The sequence below is a fragment of the Arthrobacter sp. N199823 genome, from assembly GCF_002929705.1.
Taxonomy (GTDB): domain Bacteria; phylum Actinomycetota; class Actinomycetes; order Actinomycetales; family Micrococcaceae; genus Specibacter.
In genome coordinates this window covers 368,855-386,890 of sequence record NZ_PJIN01000002.1, presented here as the reverse complement: position 1 = coordinate 386,890, position 18,036 = coordinate 368,855, and the positions used below count along the sequence as shown (strand labels likewise).

At 61.7% G+C, this 18,036-nt stretch carries 18 protein-coding genes; 11 read left to right on the top strand and 7 right to left on the bottom strand.

All coding sequences use genetic code 11. From position 1 onward, the window contains the following. The first annotated feature begins 42 nt into the window (after window positions 1-42). Window positions 43-1,182 carry a CE1758 family FMN-dependent luciferase-like monooxygenase gene (locus CXQ93_RS05645; protein ID WP_104109486.1) on the top strand — a complete coding sequence of 380 codons (1,140 nt, stop codon included), beginning with the start codon at window positions 43-45 and terminating at the stop codon, window positions 1,180-1,182. Between the two features lies 1 nt (window position 1,183). Continuing rightward, window positions 1,184-1,645 (top strand): MarR family winged helix-turn-helix transcriptional regulator, encoded by a 462-nt coding sequence (locus tag CXQ93_RS05640; RefSeq protein ID WP_104109485.1) that lies wholly within the window; start codon window positions 1,184-1,186, stop codon window positions 1,643-1,645. Window positions 1,646-1,654: 9 nt separating this feature from the next. On the opposite strand, the gene CXQ93_RS05635 is transcribed toward CXQ93_RS05640, so the two are convergent. Beyond that, on the bottom strand, window positions 1,655-2,479 hold the full coding sequence (locus tag CXQ93_RS05635) for a hypothetical protein (protein ID WP_146073169.1): 825 nt from the start codon (window positions 2,477-2,479) through the stop codon (window positions 1,655-1,657). A 224-nt stretch (window positions 2,480-2,703) separates the two neighbouring features. Next, the gene (locus tag CXQ93_RS05630; protein ID WP_104109483.1) at window positions 2,704-4,203 is read right to left on the bottom strand and encodes a M20/M25/M40 family metallo-hydrolase; all 1,500 of its coding nucleotides are present in this window, start codon (window positions 4,201-4,203) and stop codon (window positions 2,704-2,706) included. Window positions 4,204-4,397: 194 nt separating this feature from the next. Here CXQ93_RS05630 and CXQ93_RS05625 point away from each other — a divergent pair, with 194 nt between their 5' ends. The 9 genes from CXQ93_RS05625 (at window position 4,398) to CXQ93_RS05585 (ending at window position 12,388) form a co-directional block, all read left to right on the top strand. After that, a complete protein-coding gene (locus CXQ93_RS05625) occupies window positions 4,398-5,162 on the top strand; it encodes an HAD family hydrolase (RefSeq protein WP_104109482.1) in 765 nt (254 codons plus the stop codon). Next, window positions 5,159-6,184: a phosphate/phosphite/phosphonate ABC transporter substrate-binding protein gene (phnD, locus tag CXQ93_RS05620; protein WP_104109481.1), complete on the top strand. Its 1,026-nt coding sequence runs from the start codon at window positions 5,159-5,161 to the stop codon at window positions 6,182-6,184. The genes CXQ93_RS05625 and phnD overlap by 4 nt, the downstream gene beginning before the upstream one ends. Before the next feature lie 118 nt (window positions 6,185-6,302). Then, entirely contained in the window at window positions 6,303-7,112 is an 810-nt protein-coding gene (gene phnC, locus CXQ93_RS05615; RefSeq protein WP_104109480.1) for a phosphonate ABC transporter ATP-binding protein, read from the top strand. After that, window positions 7,109-7,927, top strand: a complete 819-nt coding sequence (gene phnE / locus CXQ93_RS05610) for a phosphonate ABC transporter, permease protein PhnE (RefSeq protein ID WP_104109479.1) — start codon at window positions 7,109-7,111, stop codon at window positions 7,925-7,927. The genes phnC and phnE (CXQ93_RS05610) overlap by 4 nt, the downstream gene beginning before the upstream one ends. Window positions 7,928-7,940: 13 nt before the next feature. Next, the gene (gene phnE / locus CXQ93_RS05605; protein ID WP_104109746.1) at window positions 7,941-8,771 is read left to right on the top strand and encodes a phosphonate ABC transporter, permease protein PhnE; all 831 of its coding nucleotides are present in this window, start codon (window positions 7,941-7,943) and stop codon (window positions 8,769-8,771) included. Then, entirely contained in the window at window positions 8,768-9,817 is a 1,050-nt protein-coding gene (locus CXQ93_RS05600) for a metallophosphoesterase (RefSeq protein WP_104109478.1), read from the top strand. Before phnE (CXQ93_RS05605) ends, CXQ93_RS05600 begins: the two co-directional genes overlap by 4 nt. A 3-nt stretch (window positions 9,818-9,820) precedes the next feature. Next, complete coding sequence (locus CXQ93_RS05595) at window positions 9,821-10,675, top strand: MurR/RpiR family transcriptional regulator (protein WP_104109477.1); 855 nt, start codon at window positions 9,821-9,823, stop codon at window positions 10,673-10,675. Window positions 10,676-10,800: 125 nt separating this feature from the next. Beyond that, window positions 10,801-11,634: a fumarylacetoacetate hydrolase family protein gene (locus CXQ93_RS05590; protein WP_104109476.1), complete on the top strand. Its 834-nt coding sequence runs from the start codon at window positions 10,801-10,803 to the stop codon at window positions 11,632-11,634. Between the two features lie 118 nt (window positions 11,635-11,752). Next, window positions 11,753-12,388 (top strand): GtrA family protein, encoded by a 636-nt coding sequence (locus CXQ93_RS05585; protein WP_104109475.1) that lies wholly within the window; start codon window positions 11,753-11,755, stop codon window positions 12,386-12,388. Between the two features lie 28 nt (window positions 12,389-12,416). On the opposite strand, the gene CXQ93_RS05580 is transcribed toward CXQ93_RS05585, so the two are convergent. The 5 genes from CXQ93_RS05580 to nadA form a co-directional block, all read right to left on the bottom strand. Next, on the bottom strand, window positions 12,417-12,710 hold the full coding sequence (locus tag CXQ93_RS05580; RefSeq protein ID WP_104109474.1) for a DUF1540 domain-containing protein: 294 nt from the start codon (window positions 12,708-12,710) through the stop codon (window positions 12,417-12,419). 94 nt (window positions 12,711-12,804) lie between these two features. After that, complete coding sequence (locus CXQ93_RS05575; protein ID WP_104109473.1) at window positions 12,805-13,965, bottom strand: cysteine desulfurase family protein; 1,161 nt, start codon at window positions 13,963-13,965, stop codon at window positions 12,805-12,807. After that, a complete protein-coding gene (gene nadC / locus CXQ93_RS05570) occupies window positions 13,962-14,891 on the bottom strand; it encodes a carboxylating nicotinate-nucleotide diphosphorylase (RefSeq protein ID WP_104109472.1) in 930 nt (309 codons plus the stop codon). The genes CXQ93_RS05575 and nadC overlap by 4 nt, the downstream gene beginning before the upstream one ends. Then, window positions 14,888-16,651, bottom strand: a complete 1,764-nt coding sequence (nadB, locus tag CXQ93_RS05565; protein ID WP_104109471.1) for an L-aspartate oxidase — start codon at window positions 16,649-16,651, stop codon at window positions 14,888-14,890. The genes nadC and nadB overlap by 4 nt, the downstream gene beginning before the upstream one ends. Further along, on the bottom strand, window positions 16,648-18,012 hold the full coding sequence (gene nadA, locus CXQ93_RS05560) for a quinolinate synthase NadA (protein WP_104109470.1): 1,365 nt from the start codon (window positions 18,010-18,012) through the stop codon (window positions 16,648-16,650). Before nadA ends, nadB begins: the two co-directional genes overlap by 4 nt. Between the last annotated feature and the right edge of the window lie 24 nt (window positions 18,013-18,036).

The following is an 18,036-nucleotide window of genomic DNA, read 5'->3' as shown; positions in this document are numbered from 1 at the left end:
CGCATATATCTACCGGAGACCCCGGGAGCTAAGGAGCAGATCATGCAGTTCGGAATTTTCAGCGTTGGCGACATCACCATGGATCCGACCACAGGACGCACCCCTACCGAACACGAGCGGCTGAAGGCAATCACCACCATCGCCAAGCACGCCGAAGACATCGGCATGGACGTCTTTGCTACGGGCGAGCACCACAACCCGCCGTTCTACCCCAGCTCCCCCTCCACCATTTTGGCGTACATCGCGGCGCAAACGGAAAAGATCATCCTCTCCACGAGCACCACGCTGATCACCACGAATGATCCGGTCAAGATTGCTGAAGACTTTGCAACGCTGCAGCACCTGGCCGATGGCCGCTCCGACATTGTTCTGGGACGCGGCAATATGGGTGCCGTCTACCCGTGGTTCGGCAAGAACAATCAGGACTCCGTGGAACTGACAGTAGAGAACTACGCTCTCCTGCGCCGCCTCTGGGATGAAGAAGTGGTGAACTGGGAGGGCAAGTTCCGCACCCCGCTGCGCGGCTTCACCTCCACACCCCGCCCGCTCGACGGCGTTGCCCCCTTTGTCTGGCATGGTGCCATTCGCACGCCTCAGGTCGCTGAAATTGCCGCCTACTACGGCGATGGCTTCTTCGCCAACAACATCTTCTGGCCCAAGGAACACTACATCCAGCTGATTAACCTCTACCGTGAGCGCTACGCACACTACGGCCACGGCACTCCGGAACAGGCCATTGTTGGTTTGGGCGGTCAGTTCTTCATCCGCAAGAACTCGCAGGACGCCGTCAACGAATTCCGCCCGTACTTTGACAACGCACCTGTCTACGGCCACGGCCCGTCCATGGAGGACTTCACCTCCCAGACGCCGCTGACTGTTGGTAGCCCGGCGGAAATGATCGAAAAGACACTGGCATTCCGTGACTACTTCGGCGACTACCAGCGCCAGCTGTTCCTGGTCGATCATGCAGGCCTGCCGCTGAAGACTGTCCTTGAGCAACTGGACCTCTTCGGTTCCGATGTTCTGCCCACACTCCGCGAGGAGTTCGCCAAGAACCGCCCTGCTTCCGTCCCCGAAGGTCCCACCTTCGAGGCTCGCCGCGCCGCTGCACAGGCAGCGGCCGCCGTCGAAAGTTCCACGGCTTCGACACCGTCCGCATCGTCCACATCAGGAGTTAAGTGACATGTCATCAGCAACATCAGCGCACCGTCGACTGGCTACGGAGTCGTGGGAGTCGCTCCTAACTTCCCAGGTTGTCATGATGCGGGAACTCCAGAAGGAGCCAACTTTCAAGACGCTGGGCAGCAGGGAGTACGACGTTTTGTACAACCTCTCGCTTTGCCCTAGTGGCTGGCTACGGCTCAACGAGCTCAATGATCATGTGCTGCTGACTCAGCCGAGCATTTCGCGGATGGTGGACCGGCTGGAATCGCGTGGTCTAATTCAACGAAAGACGGCCGAGGATGACAAGCGTGGGGTCCTGATCGGGCTCACCGAGGAAGGCATCGCCGTGCAAAAGACGGTGGGGCGGGCTCACGTGCAGCGGATCATGGAGCTTATGGAAGTTGCCTTGTCGGACGACGAAATGCGAACCCTGCTCGATCTGACGAGGAAACTGCGGACGTCCGTGACAGGACATCCGTGAGTCGGTTCCTCACAGCTTCTTAGTGAGGCCGCGGTGATAGCGGTTGCGGCGCGGGGTTTGGCCTGGGTCAACATAGTACGGAGCCGTGAAGCTGGGGGTTCCCTCGATCATCTGCACAGTCCAATCACTGTGATGGATCATGGTGTGGTGGGCCTCGGTCCACGGTGCTGGAACCGTGCAGTTGGGGACGGAAGAGCCTAGATCCCGGGCGAGGAAAACTTTTCGTTGGGCTGCGGTGAACAGGCGCAGAGTTCGCCCCAAGCTGAGGGTCTCTTGCCCGTGGCCCATGCCTATCCGGGTGATGTCGGGATCGCACAGGGACTGCTCAAACAACGTCAACGGTACCGGCCCGGTGTAAGCAGTGAAGGCACGGCCGCTCCCGTCGTGACGATCAAGATCGACTTGGCTGACCGTGATGAGTAGCTCCACGGCCCCGTGAGCGCCAGTTGCCGAATACCGGCCAGCCGCAACACGTTGGGCGGTTTCGCCAGCTGTCTGCACCGACATGGCCTGTTGGAATCGGCCCAGCTGCTCGAGGTCCTCCGACCAACGTCCAAACTCGGCTTGAGAAAGCGATCCCAAATCGATGCCAAAGGGCTGTCCCCCGGGAAGCGGCGATGCATCATCACTGGCGGCCGATGAGACAGGAATGCCCGCGCTCTGATCTTCCAAAACCACGGCTTCGGCGGCTCGGGCATCAGCGGCGGCGGTGATAGCGGTGGCTGCTCGGACGAGGGCTGCGGCAAGATTGAGAAGTTGGTGAACATGGACACCAACTCTAAAATCTGTCGAAGCGAACGCCGGTTTCCCCGGCATCCTTGCCGCTGTATCCATTCATATATTCCAGAAGAAGGCACTGACATTTTGGGCTGAGTACGGCTAATTGTGAAGACCTTGGAAACTAGGAGCCCTGTGGAGGAATGCACACCATCGAGGCCCCCAACTATCGGCGACATTGAGCCTCTGGCCTCCTGCGCAGCCTCTGGTCAGCTGCGCCGCGCCAGGCCCGCTCCGCACTGTGTACTTGCGAATGACTTCCCGTGGGTAGCTTCCGGCTGCTAACCCAGCCCCTGCATCAGTTCTCGATAAAACACCACGCCGGCACCCAGTGAGCTGATCCGCACCCGTTCATTGACGGCGTGGAGTGAACCTCTGTCCGAGCCATCCATCAACAGCGGTGAAAACCGGTAGACGGCCGGCGAAATGGCAGTGAAGTGCCGCGAATCGGTGGCCCCGGTCTGAATATAAGGCGTCACGACAGCATCGGGATAGGACGCCGAAACCGCGCGGCTCAGCAGCGCAAATTGTTCGTTCGAGAATGCGGAAACGGGTGAGGGGTCGTGCCCTGAAATCACCCTTAGCTCCACTTGTGGATCATCAATGATGTCCCGAATCTGTTCCACCACAGAATCAATGTTCTCCCCCACAGCAATCCGGATATTGGCATTGGCCCGGGCTGCAGACGCTAGGACGTTTGTTGCCTTGCTCCCCTCGAGCATGGTGACCGCCACGGTGGTTCGCGTCAAGGCACGGGTTTCGTCGCCAAGCACACCAAACACTTGAGTCAGGAGTGGTTTGAACGCCCACAGGTTCTCAGTCACAATCCTCGTGACGAACCCACTGTGCATCCCAATACGGCGCATCATTTCGGCGATGGCATCCGGCATGGCTGCCGGAAACGGCGATTCTTCCAGCGCCACTATGGCCTGCGCCAGGCGCGCTGTGGCACCCATCCGCGGCGGCGTGGACGCATGCCCGCCAGCTCCCCTCGCCAGCAATTCCAGATCCAGGATGCCCTTCTCGGCGACCCCGATGACGGCGGCGGGAACCTTCAATCCAGGAAATGCGTCAAGTGCTACGGCACCACCCTCATCAAGCACCAGCCAGGGCCTGACCCCCCGGGAGGCCAGCAAAGCAACGGCCGCTTGGGCACTGTCGCCGACAGTCTCTTCGTTGTTGCCAAAGGACAGGTAAACGTCGTGCGCGGGCGTAAACCCCTCAGCAATAAGGGATTCAACGGCGTTCATGATCACCACCACGGCACCCTTGTCATCTAGAGCCCCCCGGCCCCAAACATAACCATCGTGTTGATGTCCTGAGAAACCCGGGTACGTCCAGTGATCACGGGTGTCCACTGGAACGACGTCGTAATGGCCCATCAATACTGTGGGCTGCCTCGCGGCGTCAGCCCTGCTGCCAGCCCATTTAAACAACAATGCGTGGCCATTGACTAACTCACGACTCAACGTTGTGTGGACCTTAGGATAGAGCCTTTCCAAAGCGGCAATGAACCCGGTGAACTGTTCCAGTTCAATCTGGTCACGGGCACTGGAGAATACCGTGCGGTACGTGATCAATTCGCTCAGCTGGTCCGCCGCGGATGGCGCGTACTCCACACCGATTTCGGCCGCATTCAAGGTGGCGCCAAAGTCCCCCGCGGGCAGGGTGGTCCCAGCACGGAAGGCCCGGGCACCAATGAAAGCAGCAGCTCCGGCCGCCCCCACCGTCAAAGCTGCCGCCACTGCACGATTAATCGGTTTGGCTGATCCTGTAGGCATGTCACGGATTCTATGCCACTAGCCTGCGTTGCTACCCGTGTCCGCGAGAATCGGCGCAACCCCAGTATCTGCGAGCGCCCGAATCGCGCCACTCCGGACCCAAAATGAACTCCTATGTAAACACTGCGTGAACAGTTGTTCCACAGATTGGTTTTTCATGGACAAGGCGTTCACGCTCACGTACGCTAATTTTTGTGATCCTCAAGACGTCAGCTCAAGTGGCTGCAGAACAACCTCTTCCGCTACTCATTCTTGATTTTGATGGCACCGTCTGCCTGGGCGATGGCCCGGTTCTTGCGTATGCAGATGCCGTTGCCGAACAGATTCCAGAACCCTCCCGCCAAGCACTTCGGGAAGGACTTGCCGCGTTTCTAGGCGAAGACCCCAACGCACCTGCCTATAAGGACGGATATGCGGCGGTGGCTGCCCTCGCCGAAGGACTGATCGAGCCGGACGGGCTCAACCGCGCCTACGCACAAAGCCGAGTGCGCCTGGCTGCCGGGACAGTGGAGATCACAGTCCCACCAGGCTTGGCCGACTTTTTGGACAGCTTGGCTGGTGTTGCCTTCCGGGTTCTACTGACCAATGCACCTGTGACTGGCGTAGCGGAATCACTGGCCGCCCTGGGCTTGGCCGGTTCCATTGACCTGATCATGCCCGACGCCGGTAAACCAGCCGGGTTCTCTGGCCTCCTGCCCGAACTGCTAAGAAGCAAAGCCCCACACGAGTTGCTCAGTGTTGGCGATGTCTGGAGCAATGACATTGATCTGCCATCGCGCCATGGCTGCGTAACTGCCTACATTGACCGTTTCAATCATCGAACAGGCGCTGCAACACTGAGTGCACCTCGGTTTGAACTGCTGTATGACGCAATCTCCGGCTGGGCCAACCATCCAGCCGTTTTCAGTTCCACTCATCAGGGCACTTCCACTCCCTCCTCAGAAAAGGCACCTCTGTGATCAAGAACCGTTCCAAACTCGCAGCATTGGGAACATTGGCTCTGGCCAGCGTTCTGGCACTTTCCTCCTGTGGTGTCAGTCAGGACAGCGCTGACACAGCGGCAAACGGCGCAAGCGGGGCCACAAGCTGCGTCGGCACCAGTGATTCCTCCGCCGCCGCCCCGACAGAACTGACCCTTGCGCTGGTTCCCTCAGGTGATGCCAAGAAGCTCGTTGACACGGTCAAACCACTGGAGGAAGCCCTGAGCAGCCGCTTGGGAATCCCCGTCAAGGGCGTCATCACGGCCGATTACCAGGCGGCTGTGGAAGCTATCGGCTCCAACCAGGCCCAGATCGGCATGCTCCCGTCCCTGCAGATGAGTCAGGCCTGCGACAAGTATGGCGCCGTTCCTGCCCTGCAGACGGTCCGCAAGGACAAGTCCAGCTACGCCGCGCAGATGTTCACCAACAATCCTGCCAAGTACTGCACCGACACCCCCGCTGCCGGGCCCAATGGCATGCTCTACTGCAACGGAACCGCATCAGGGAATGGCCCCGCGGGGCTGGATGCAGTCTCCAAGATCAAGGGCGCCACCGTGTCCATGCTGTCCCCCGCATCGCCTGCCGGCTACATCTTCCCTGTGGCCGCCATGAAGAATGCCGGGATTGCCATTGAAGATGTCTCCCCCATCAAGGTCACTGCGAACGACGCCTCTGTCCTTGCCGTTTACAAGGGCGATGCCGAGGTTGGCTTCAGCTACTGGGACGCCCGTGAAGTAGTTGCCAAGGACAACCCCGATGTTGGCGAAAAGGTAGTGGTCTTCGCTCTGACGGATGAAGTCCCCAACGACGGCATGTCCATCAGCAGCAAGCTCAGCTCCGAGTGGCAGACCAAGATCGATCAAGCCATGCTCGACTTCGCCGGCACCCCCGAGGGCGTTGAAGCACTGACGGCCATTTACCAGATCACCGGTATGGCGAAAGCTGATCCGGATAGCCTGCGCAAGACCCAGGAAGCAGCCCGTTCCATCGGCCTGGGCTGATAGTTCCGAACCACTAGCAGCCCAGCACCACAGCTCAACTCCACAGCGTGCTACCAATGTCCCGCCCTCACCTCGAGGTGCGGGACATTTGGCGGCACGGCAATAGAAAGCAGATCCCATGGAGCACACCGCGGCGGATATCCGTTTTAGCGATGTATCGGTGACGTACCCCAATGGCTACACCGGCCTGAAAAACATCAACTTGACCATTCCAGCCGGTGAAATGGTAGGAATTGTGGGCCTTTCCGGCGCCGGAAAGTCAACGTTGATCCGCACCATCAACGGTCTGGTCCCCATCACCAGCGGCAGCATCAACGTCGGCGCTCACCAGCTCAATGGTCGCGGCGGAACCCAGCTCCGTGGCAAGGATCTGCGCGAATTGCGCTCCAATGTAGGCATGGTCTTCCAGAGCTTCAATCTGGCCAAGCGCACCACAGTGCTCAACAATGTGCTGATGGGCAGGCTGTACCACTCCCCTGCCTGGCGCACGCTGTTGGGCGCTTGGAAGAACGACGACGTCGAACTCGCCATGGCTGCCTTGGAACGCGTCGAGATTGTACCCAAGGCCTATGAAAAGGCCTCGAGCCTCTCGGGCGGACAACAGCAGCGTGTGGCCATTGCCCGCACCCTTGCGCAGCGGCCACAGGTGATCTTGGCCGATGAGCCCGTGGCTTCCCTTGACCCGCCCACCTCCCACGTGGTGATGCGCGATCTCCAACGCATCAACGCCGAGCTGGGCATCACCGTGGTGGTCAACCTGCATTTCTTGGACCTGGCCCGTCGCTACAGTGACCGGCTCATCGGCCTGCGCTCCGGCGAAGTGGTCTTTGATGGCGCGGGAGCCGACGCCGATGAATCGGTCTTTGAAAACATCTATGGCCGCTCCCTGACGGCAGAAGATGTCCTAGGCAACAAGGCTGAACTTTGAGTACCTCCGTAACATCTTCCCCACAGCCCCAGCCCAAGACCCAGCGCCCCACCAAGCCGCGCCACGGCGCGAAGTCTCTTGCCGCCGTCGTACTTCTTGTGGCAATTACCATCTGGGCCGGGATCGGGGTGCAGGTTGATCTGCCGGCCATCGCAGCCAACTGGCGCAACGCCACCACCAACATCATCCAGCTGCTCCAGCCGGATTACGGGTTCTTCCCCAAGACCATTCCGGCTCTGCTGGAGACCCTGCAAATGGCCGTCATCGCTACGGTGATCGGTTCGGCATTGTCGCTGCCGCTAGCGTTTCTGGCATCGCGGGCCACGAACCCGCGGCCGAAGCTGCTGGCGGGCGTGCGGTTCGTGATGAACATGATTCGCAGCGTGCCGGACATCTTGTTTGCCTCAATTTTGGTAGCTGTGGTGGGTGTTGGTGCGCTTTCAGGCATCATGGCCCTGGTGCTGTTCAACGTTGGCATCATTGTGAAATTGGTATCGGAATCGCTCGATGGCGAGGACGCCGGCGCACAGGAAGCTGCACTGGCGGCGGGCGCCAGCTGGCCCAAGGCCAACCGGGCGGCGATGTTGCCCCAGATCCTGCCCAGCTTTGCATCTCAGGTGCTGTACACCTTTGAACTGAATATCCGCGCCTCCACTGTCATTGGTCTGGTGGGCGCCGGCGGCTTGGGCATCTTGATTGACAACGTCCGCAGTTTCTTCAGGTACCACGAACTGTCACTGATCATTTTGGAAATCCTGGTGCTGGTCTTGGTGCTGGAATCGCTTTCCGCCTGGCTCCGAAAGAAGTTGGTGTAGCGTGGCGACACTCATGACCGTGCAGCAACCCAATCCCACAGCACGACCCGTCAAACCAACCTCTAAGCTGCGCACCACCCTCTGGCTGCTGGTGAGCCTGGTTGTGGTTGCCGCCTTTTGGTCGGTGGATATCAAGTGGTCAGCCCTAGCCGACTTCCCCGCCCAGCTCATCAAATACGTTGGTCTGATGTTATTCCCACCGGACTGGAGCAAGTTTGGCGAGGCCTTCATGGCCACCATTTTGTCGGTCCAAATGGCATGGATCGGCACCGTCTTGGGCATCATCATTTCCTTCCCGCTGAGCTTCCTAGCGTCCAAGGGACTGGCCCCGCGCGCCGTCAACGCTCCCTTACGTTTCATCTTTGCCGTGATCCGCGCGGTGCCTGAAGTGGTCATCGCCATTTTGATCCTCTCGGTCACCGGACTAACACCGTTCACCGGCGCCTTAGCCTTGGCTGTGGGCTCCATCGGCACCTTGGGTAAATGGGGTTACGAGGCCTTCGAAGGCGTGGATCCGGGCCCCAAGGAAGCCGTCCGCTCCACCGGCGGCGGCACCTTGGCGCTGATCCGCTGGGGCGTGTGGCCCTCCGCCGCCCCGGAGGTGCTCTCCTTCTGGCTGTACCGCTTTGAAATCAACGTGCGTGCCTCGGCCATTTTGGGACTCATCGGTGCCGGCGGCATCGGCAAGATGCTTCAGGACAACGTCCAATTCCGCAATTGGGACGCCGTGGGCATGCTGCTCATCGTGGTCGTAGTTGTCACCATGGTGATCGATCAAATTTCCGGCGCCGTCCGCAACAAACTCATCCACGGTACGTGGCGGGCCCCTAGGCTGGCGTCATGACCACCTTGCGCATCCTCCATCTCAGCGATATGCACCTCATGGACCCTCAACTCACGGAGGGGACCGCGCTGCACCAGGGCGTGGTCGATACCGTAGCCGCTTACAAGCACACGCTCGCCGCCTTTGAGAACGCCGGTCCCCTGGATCTTGTGGTGCTTTCCGGGGACGTGTCCGACGACGGGTCCCCGGCTTCTTACCGCACCTTGCGTTCGCTGACCGGCGACTTTGCGTCCCGGCACGGTGCCGTGGCCATCTATGCCATGGGTAATCACGATCAGCGTGCCGGATTCCGTGAAGTTCTGGGTAATGGTCACGGGCCGCTTGCGGGTGGCAATACTGTGGGAAGCAACGCTGACGTCCCGGCCGCCGTGGAGCGTGCCGCCGTCGAGCACGCAGACGAACCACCCATTATGGGCATGAGCCATATCGCCGGGTACCGGGTCATTACTGTGGATAGTTCCGTTCCGGGCCGCACCCACGGTTTGGTTGACGGTGAGCAGTTGGCGTGGCTGCGCGCGGAGCTGTCCACGCGCCACGGACACGGCACAGTGGTTGTCATCCACCATCCACCGGTTGAGCCGGTGACAGCCCTGCATCAGGGAATCGAGTTGCAAAATGCCGAACAGCTGGCCGAGGCGCTGGCCGGGACGGACACGGTTGCCATTCTCAGCGGTCACTACCACCACCACCTGACGGATGTGCTGGCCGCCGGGGCATCACGTATTCCTGTGGTGGTGACCTCGGGGATCGTGAATTCCAATGACGTCATGGCTGCCCCTGGCCACGAGCGGGCACTTGCCGGCAGCGGCGGTACCCTTATAACGATTAGCGCGTTCCCTGGAGCGTCATCCGAACGGCAGGGCCAACCCCACCTTTCGGGGCAGCTCCAAGTGGGACAGCTGGCCCGAGTGCGAACGTTGCCACTACGTTTCCAGCTGCCTGTGAGCATTAGCCCGGAGGTTGTTTTTGATCTCGATGAGTCAGAAGTTGCACGTATTTCACAGATCATCTCCGCTACTGGCGCCGAGCGCTCCCAGAAAGGCTAGCTAGTGACTGAGCATGCTCCTGGCCATGTCGTGGCCCATATCCGTTCGGCCCGTCCCTCCCTGTTGCCTGCCGAGCAGGCCGTGGCTGCCGTGTTCTTGGCACACACCCAGAAAATCGTGGAGCTTTCTTCCCAGCAGGTGGCCGATTTGGCTGGCGCTTCCAGGGCTACAGTGGTGCGTACCTGCCAGAGCCTGGGCTTTTCCGGTTACCAACAACTGCGCGTCCTCTTGGCTCGTGACGCAGGGTATGCCAGCACGGATCAGCGGCCCAAAGTGGTGGGCGCCGCCGGCATGGTGGCTGACACCTTTGTGCAGGTGGGCCAGGCCGTCACCACCATGGCTGCGCTTCTTGACCCCCACGCCGTGACGAGCTCGGTGAAGGCCATGGCTGAAGCCGGACGCATGCTAGTGGTTGGCAATGGGCTTTCTGCGCCACTCGCTGCCGACATGGCCTCACGCTTGAGCGCCATTGGCCGGCCCGCGGAATCCTCCCTGGATGTGATTGGCCAACAAATCTCGGCGCGCCTCCTTGCACCGTCGGACCTCCTTCTGATCATCAGCGGAAGCGGCGCCAACAGCTCCAGCCTCCGGGTGGCCCAGGCCGCCAAGGACGCCGGCGCAACACTCGTGGCCATCACGGCGTTTGCGCGCTCCCCCCTGGCCGCTATGGCGGACTTCTCGCTCGTGGTGGGCATGGGTGATCTGAGTTTCCGCGAAGAAGTGACAGTTACCAGCAGGATCCCGCAAACCATTCTCATGGAGGGTCTCATCGCGGCCTTGTCGGAAGAATTGGGCGAGGTGGCCACGGCTGCCAAGGCCCTGGCCTTGGAAGTCATCAGCGGCAACTTGGACGAATAGCTCCGAAGTGGACAACGAAGGATCGAATCGGGCCCTACAGGAACCAACCCTGGCCCAACAGATAGCAACGCGGGCCCAACAGCGCGTCACAGCCAACCTTCCGAACTAGGAGGTAGGATGTCCTCATGACTACTGCGCCGTATCGCCTTGCCCGTGTCCGCCCACTAGACGCCGTTACGGCGCCATTAGCCGAGCAGTTCTTCGTCCGAAACGACGCCGCGGACTTTAACAGCCCCGAAGGTCGTCTCTGGCAGATCGTGGAAACCCCCTTCCCGGCCTCGGCTGCGAACCAGAACAGTGCCGCCCGCACTGGCTGGACTCTGGGCGATACCGTGGGCGAGGATCAGTTCACGCTCCTGGCACCCTGCACCCCCGTCAACGTCCTGGGCATGGCGCACAACACCGGCGCCCCCGGCCGGGCCCTTCCCCCGCAGGCTTTCCACAAGGCTGCCAGCTCCGTGGTTGGACCCGGCGATGCCATTGAACTGAGCCCCACCGTTGGCTACGTTGACCCGGAGGCCGAGCTGACCATCGTGATTGGCCGCACGGCAAAGAACCTGACACTGGACACGGCTCGCAGTGCCATCTTGGGCTTCACGATCGGCAACGACGTCTCAGCTCGGGACGCCCAGAAATCTGACGAACTGTGGATCAGCGCCAAGAGCCCCGACACCTTCACTCCGCTGGGCCCGTGGACTGTTGTTGGTCTGCAGGACCGCGGCGTGGCCATCAGCATTGTGCACAACGGCAACGAGCTGACCGCCGCCTCTAGTGATGACCTGGGCTGGGGCGTTGATGAAATCCTGGTCTACTTGAGCGCCTTCATGACGTTGCAGCCCGGTGACGTCATCATGACCGGATTCCCGGCAGAGTGCCGCCAAATCAATCCCGGCGATGAGGTCATTGCCCGCGTGGAAGGCATTGGCGAACTGCGCAACCCGGTTATTGCGGGCCGATAAACTCTCTGACATCACCTGTGAAACCGGAAGCGCACTCATCTGACGCTTCCGGCTTCACAGTCAGCTCCCATGCAGTGCATTGGGAGCTGACACTTTTAACTGGCAAGATGAAAACCACATGAGCACAGCAGAGATCCCGGACTCAGCCCCCGTGTCGACCGCCCCGTCAGGCGCGGTGCGCGGGGTCTTCGCTGCACCCTCGGAACGGCTATCCAGGAAGCTATCGGGGAAGGTTTCAGGGAAGTTATCGGGAAAGTTGCTGGCGTGGTTGCACAGCAAGCCAGCGCTCATAAAACAGCTCCGCGGATTCGCGGCCGTCGCCGTGATCTGCACCGTCATTTCAATGACCATTTTTGCCGTCTTACGCCCCTCCGTGGGGACGCAATGGGCGAACACCATCTCGCTGGTGCTCTGCTCCGTGTTGAATACGGACTTAAATCGGCGTATCAGTTTTGGCCTGCACACGAGCCACATGTGGTGGCGTGATCAGCAGCGCGGGGTCGGGGTCATGCTTCTGGCACTGGCCATGACAACGGGTAGCCTCTGGGTGCTACACCAGGTGTCCCCCGGTGCCTCGATCACGGTGGAACTCGTGGTGATTGTGCTGGGCAATGTTGCCTCGGCCGTGACCCGATTTATTTTGCTCCGGCTCTGGGTTTTCCGCCGGGTACGGCACGGCGCAGCCTCGATCAGTGCGGGCTCAGAAAGTACCGGCTCAGCAAGTACGCAAATCAACGACGGCGTACCCTCCTAAGCGCGGCCTCTTAAGGTCGCTCGCTGGATCAGCTGCTGTGTTCGTAGGTGAGGCAATCAGCGTTGTCTGCCCCTGGCCCAACTCGTACCGAGCTGGCACCGCACATGAGGTTTTCATTGTGTGAGCATTCCGAACGCTGGCAGGCTCCCACGGATGCCAGGACCTTCGGCAATCCGCCCTGAATCCCGGTGTCGATGAAGGTGGCGCACTGGGCGTGATCTGAATTTCCACCGATGGTGATGCCTGCAGCACCGCAATGGGTGTGATCATTGAATGAGCAGTTGGCAACGGCACATTCGGTGACTGGGACGGTGACTGTCATGGCGCTCTCCTTGGTGCTGGGTCCAGCCCCGATGACCGGATATCTCCCACCGTACGCCCACAACCGGCAAAGCAATTAGCACTAATTACTTTGACTATTTCCTGCCCAGCCGCAGCATCCGTTCCACAGCGGCCGTCAGTTCCGTGGCCGCCGTGTCCAGCGCCTGCTCCGTGACCTCGTTGCCGAAGCTGAAGCGCAGCGCCGTCTGGGCCACAGACCGTTCAATACCCATGGCGCTGAGCACGGCTGACGGTTCATCCGATCCCGCCGCGCAGGCCGATCCTGACGAGCACACAATCCCCCGCCGTTCCAGCTCCAGCAGCACCGATTCGCCGCTGGTTCCCGGGAAGCAAAACGACGCCACACTGGGCAGCCGGCGGCTCCGGTGTCCGGTCAACTGTGCGGTGGGGATGTCCGCCAGAATGCCCCGGATGAAGTCCTCCCGCAGTGCTGTGACGCGTTCGACGGCGGCGCTCCTGCCTGCTTCAGTCATCCCTAACGCCGTGGCCAGGGCGACAGCAAATGCCACGTTCTCGGTTCCGGAACGGTTGCCGCGCTCCTGCCCGCCACCGTGGATCAGCGGCTCGTACAAGGTTCCACCCTTGACGTAGAGCAGTCCCACGCCCTTGGGGGCGCCAATTTTGTGGCCTGAGATGCTCAGTGCCGTGACACCCAGTTCAGGCACATTCAGCGGCAACCAGCCCGCGGCCTGGACGGCGTCGCTGTGCAGTGGCACGCCGGCAGTTGTTGCGAGCGCGGCTAGGGCGGCGATGTCCTGAACAGTGCCCACCTCATTATTGGCATACATGATGGAGGCGACGGCCACACCGGGGCCAGCCAGCATGGCGGCAAATACCTCAGCATCCACCACACCCAAGCCATCCACGGGAATCAGCTCCACCTCGAAGCCGTGGACGCGGCGCAGGAAGTCGGCTGATTCCACAATGGCGGGATGTTCTATGGCACTGATGAGCACGCGGTTCAGGGTGGGGTCGGCGGCACGGCGGGCCAGCGCAATGCCCTTCAAGGCGAGATTGTCTGCCTCGGTCCCTCCCGAGGTGAAGGTGAGCTCCTCTGCATGGGCGCCCAACGCCGCAGCACATTGTTCCCGGGCACCGGCCAGGGCAGTGGCGGCAAGCTCCCCCAGCTCGTGGTGGCTGGAGGGGTTGCCGAACTGATTGGTCAGAAACGGAAACATAGCCTCGATGACCTCGCGCCGAACGGGCGTGGTGGCGGCGGCATCGAGGAAAATCACGGCAACTCCACGGATCCCTGGAGCTCCACGTCAATGTCCAGGCCAAGATCCAGCGCCCGGACGCTATGGGTCAGGGCACCCACGGAAATGATGTCGACCCCCGTGCGCGCGATCCCGGCGATGGTGGAGAGGTTCACGTTGCCGCTGGCCTCCACCAGCGCCCTGCCGTTGATCAGCGCCACGCCCTGAACAAGTTCGGCGTTGCTGAAGTTGTCCAGCATGATGGTGTCCACGCCGGCCGCCAGCACGGGTTCGATCTGCTCAATCGAGTCCACTTCAACCTCAAAGTGCACGGTGTGCGGCAGCTGGGCACGCACGCCTGCGAGCGCCGCTGTCAACTTGGCATGATCGCCGCCGGTCAGCACGGCCAGGTGATTGTCCTTGGCCAGCACAGCGTCCGAGAGCGAGAAGCGGTGATTGTGCCCGCCCCCGCAGCGCACGGCATAGCGTTCCAGGATGCGCAGGCCAGGGGTGGTTTTGCGAGTATCCGTGACCCGGGCGCCGGTGTCGGCTATCAGTGCCGCATACTCGGCCGTCTGGGTGGCAATGGCGCTCATCCGCTGCGTCAGGTTCAGCGCGATCCGCTCCCCCGTCAGCACAGCCCGCGCCAACCCGGTGACGTTCATGAGCCGGTCTCCGGCCTTGAAAGTGGCGCCGTCTGCCACTAACTGCTCAACCCGGGCGTCCGGGTCCTGCATCACCATGGCAGCGCGGAACACCTCACCGCCGGAGAAGATGCCGGGTTCGCGCGCCACCAGCCAGGCCGTGGCCCTGGCATCTGCCGGCAGCAGCACCTGCGAGGTCACGTCTCCGTACGGCGCATCCTCGGCAAAAGCACGCTGCAGAATCTCCTCCACTGCTGTGCGCGGCAGCTGCGAAAGTGTCCGGGTTGGCGTTTTTTTCAGGACAGGCACGACGGCGTTCATACTGTTTCGCTTTCACGCTGGGGTTCGATGGTGGTCAAGTGGGCGTCCGGGTTGATCCAGTAGTTGGACTCTCGGAACGAGTTTGGGGCTGATAGTCCAGGGCTCTGCGGGAAGTCGCTGCGGTAATGCGCACCCACGGAGTTCTCCCTGGCCAACGCTGCGCGGATCAGGAGTCCTGCCACAAGCTGGACGTTCTGGTCCTCTAGCTGCTGGCGCGCAGATGCTTGTTCATGTGCAGAGCCTCGCCCCCTTACAGCGCCTTGCTCGTGCGCCGATCTGGCCTGCAGGGCGGTTTCGGCCTGCTGCAATCCAGAAGCGTCGCGCACTACCGCAGCGTGCTGTCCCATCAGGTGGCGCAGCGTCTCGCGGCCCAGCCCGGCAGGATGGTTCCGGATTCCTTCGAGGGCTGTGGCGCCGTCGGACGTGGCTGACCAAGACTGTCTGGCTGGGTGTGACTGCTGGCCGGTCGTGGCCCCATTAGCCGAGGAGGTGAAGGTAGCGACGGCGCGGCGGCTGAACACGAGCCCCTCCAGCAGCGAGTTGGAGGCGAGTCGGTTGGCGCCGTGAACGCCAGTGCAGGCTACCTCTCCGGCAGCGTAGAGCCCAGGGATAGTGGTGCGGCCGAGCAGATCGGTGACCACACCTCCCATCCAGTAGTGCGCTGCGGGAGCCACGGGGAGCCAGTCGTGACGCCAGTCGAAGCCAAGACTGGCGGTGGCGGCGTCGATCGTGGGGAACCTGCGGGCCAGATAACCGGAACCGTTGGCCTCCTCAATGCCGCTCGCATCGAGGAAGACGTGCGCAGGACCTTCGGTTTCGCCTGCGGACCGGGCGTTTTCCGCAAGAGTTGCTAGATGAGCGGCAATGCTGCGCGAGACAACATCACGCGGGGCGAGATCACCTTCCGGGTGGTAGCGGGTCATGAACGCCTCGCCGTTAATGTCGCGCAGTACGGCTCCGGCGCCGCGCACGGCCTCGGAAATCAGGAAGTTCTCGCCAATTGCGAGTGCTGTGGGGTGGAACTGGAAGTATTCAAGATCGGCCAGCACTGCGCCTGCGCGCCATGCAAGGGCCACGCCGTCGCCCGTGGCAACGTGCGGATTGGTGGTGAATTCAAAAAGCTGCCCGGCACCACCGGTGGCGAGCAGAATCGCGTCGGCGCCCAAGGTCTGGCGTGCGTCTTGAGCGTCAAGGTAAGCGATGCCGGCGATGACAGCCTGAGGCGGGGTCCCGCCGTCGTGCGCGTCAGTGGGAGCGGTTAGCAGCTCGGTGGCGAAGCAATTCTCCAACAGCGTGATGAGGCCCAGCGCGGCCTGCTCCCGGATGGCGGCGATCAGCCCATCGGCGATGGCTGCTCCCGTGGCGTCCCCGCCAGCGTGCAGGATCCGAGCAGCCGAATGAGCTCCCTCCAAACCCAGCGAACGGCGTCCCGTAGCGTCGCGGTCAAAGCGCACGCCGAAACGTTCCAGGGCCGCGATGTCGGCGGCGGCCTCGGTGCACAGGATGCGCACGGCCTCGGGATCGCACTGTCCGGCTCCGGCCTTGAGGGTGTCGGCAATGTGCGCCTCCACTGAATCTCCGGGAGCAGCCTCACCCTCAGCGAGCACGGCACAAATGCCGCCTTGCGCCTGATGAGTGTTGCTTTGCGCCAGCGATCCTTTGGTCAGCAGCGTTACCCGCGACCCTGCCTCGGCGGCCAGCAACGCACCGTAAAGCCCGGCAATACCGCTGCCCACAACCACCAGATGCGAGTTGCTCATGCGCGTGCGGTCTTGGGTTGGGGCTTCGCAGCGAGCATCCGTTCCAGCGCAATGCGGGCGTTGACGGCGGTGGCCTCCGGGACGGTGATCTGGTTGCGGACCTCGCCGGCCAGCAGCCCTTCAAGGACCCAAGCCAGGTAACCGGGATGGATCCGGTACATGGTGGAGCACGGGCAGATGACCGGATCAAGACAGAAAATGGTGTGCTGCGGGTACTGCGCCGCGAGCCGGTTGACCATGTTGATCTCCGTGCCGATGGCGAACGTTGTCCCGTCCGGGGCAGCTTGGATGGCCTTGAGGATGTAGTCGGTGGAGCCGGCTTCATCGGCCGCATCCACCACCTCCATGGGACATTCCGGGTGGACGATCACGCGCACGCCCGGGAAGTCCACGCGGGCCTGATCAATCTGCTTGACAGTGAAACGCTTGTGCACCGAGCAGAAACCTTGCCACAGCACCACCTTGGCGTTGTCCATGATCTCGGCACTGTTCCCGCCCAGCGGCAGGCGCGGATTCCAGAGCGGCATTTCCACCAGCGGCACGCCCATGGCCTTGGCCGTGTTGCGGCCCAGGTGCTGATCGGGGAAGAACAGCACCCGTTGGCCGCGCTCAAACGCCCACTCCAGCACCGTCGAGGCATTCGAGGACGTGCACACAATCCCACCGTGCTCACCGCAGAACGCCTTCAGCGCTGCCGAAGAGTTCATGTAGGTGACGGGAATGACCGGAACCCGGCCATCAGCATCGGGCTCGGTGCCGTAGAGCGTCTCCAACTCGGCCCAACACGCTTCAACGGACGGCAGATCGGCCATGTCTGCCATGGAGCAGCCCGCCGCAAGGTTCGGCAAAATAACGCTCTGATGTGAGCCGGAGAGCATGTCAGCCGTCTCAGCCATGAAGTGCACACCGCAGAAGACAATTGCCTCGGCCTCAGTGCGAGTCTTGGCGGCGTTGGCGAGTTGGAAGGAATCCCCCACAAAGTCGGCAAATTTCACCACTTCATCGCGCTGATAGAAATGCCCCAGCACGACGACGCGTTCCCCAAGTTGCGCCTTAGCGGCGAGTATGCGGGCCTCAAGATCGGCGTCGGAGGCGTCCTTGTACTCTTGCGGCAGCTGGCCCTGCACCGGGGTGGCGGCCGGAGCCTTGTCCTCATTGGAGGCGCCGGGGCCGTAGCCAGGGGTGCCGGCAAGAGCTTCGGCCAGGTCGAATTCCCACGGGCCTTTGGCCAGATCGTCGTCGCAGCTTTCCTGGGCGCGGCCCGGCAAGCCGAGCTGCTGGGCCGGATATTGAGCGTCACGTTGGGCCGCCTCGGCCTGTTCGCGGCTGATGAGCTGAAGGGTGGTGTTCACGGATGACATGGCTTACTCCAAGAGTGTGAGGCA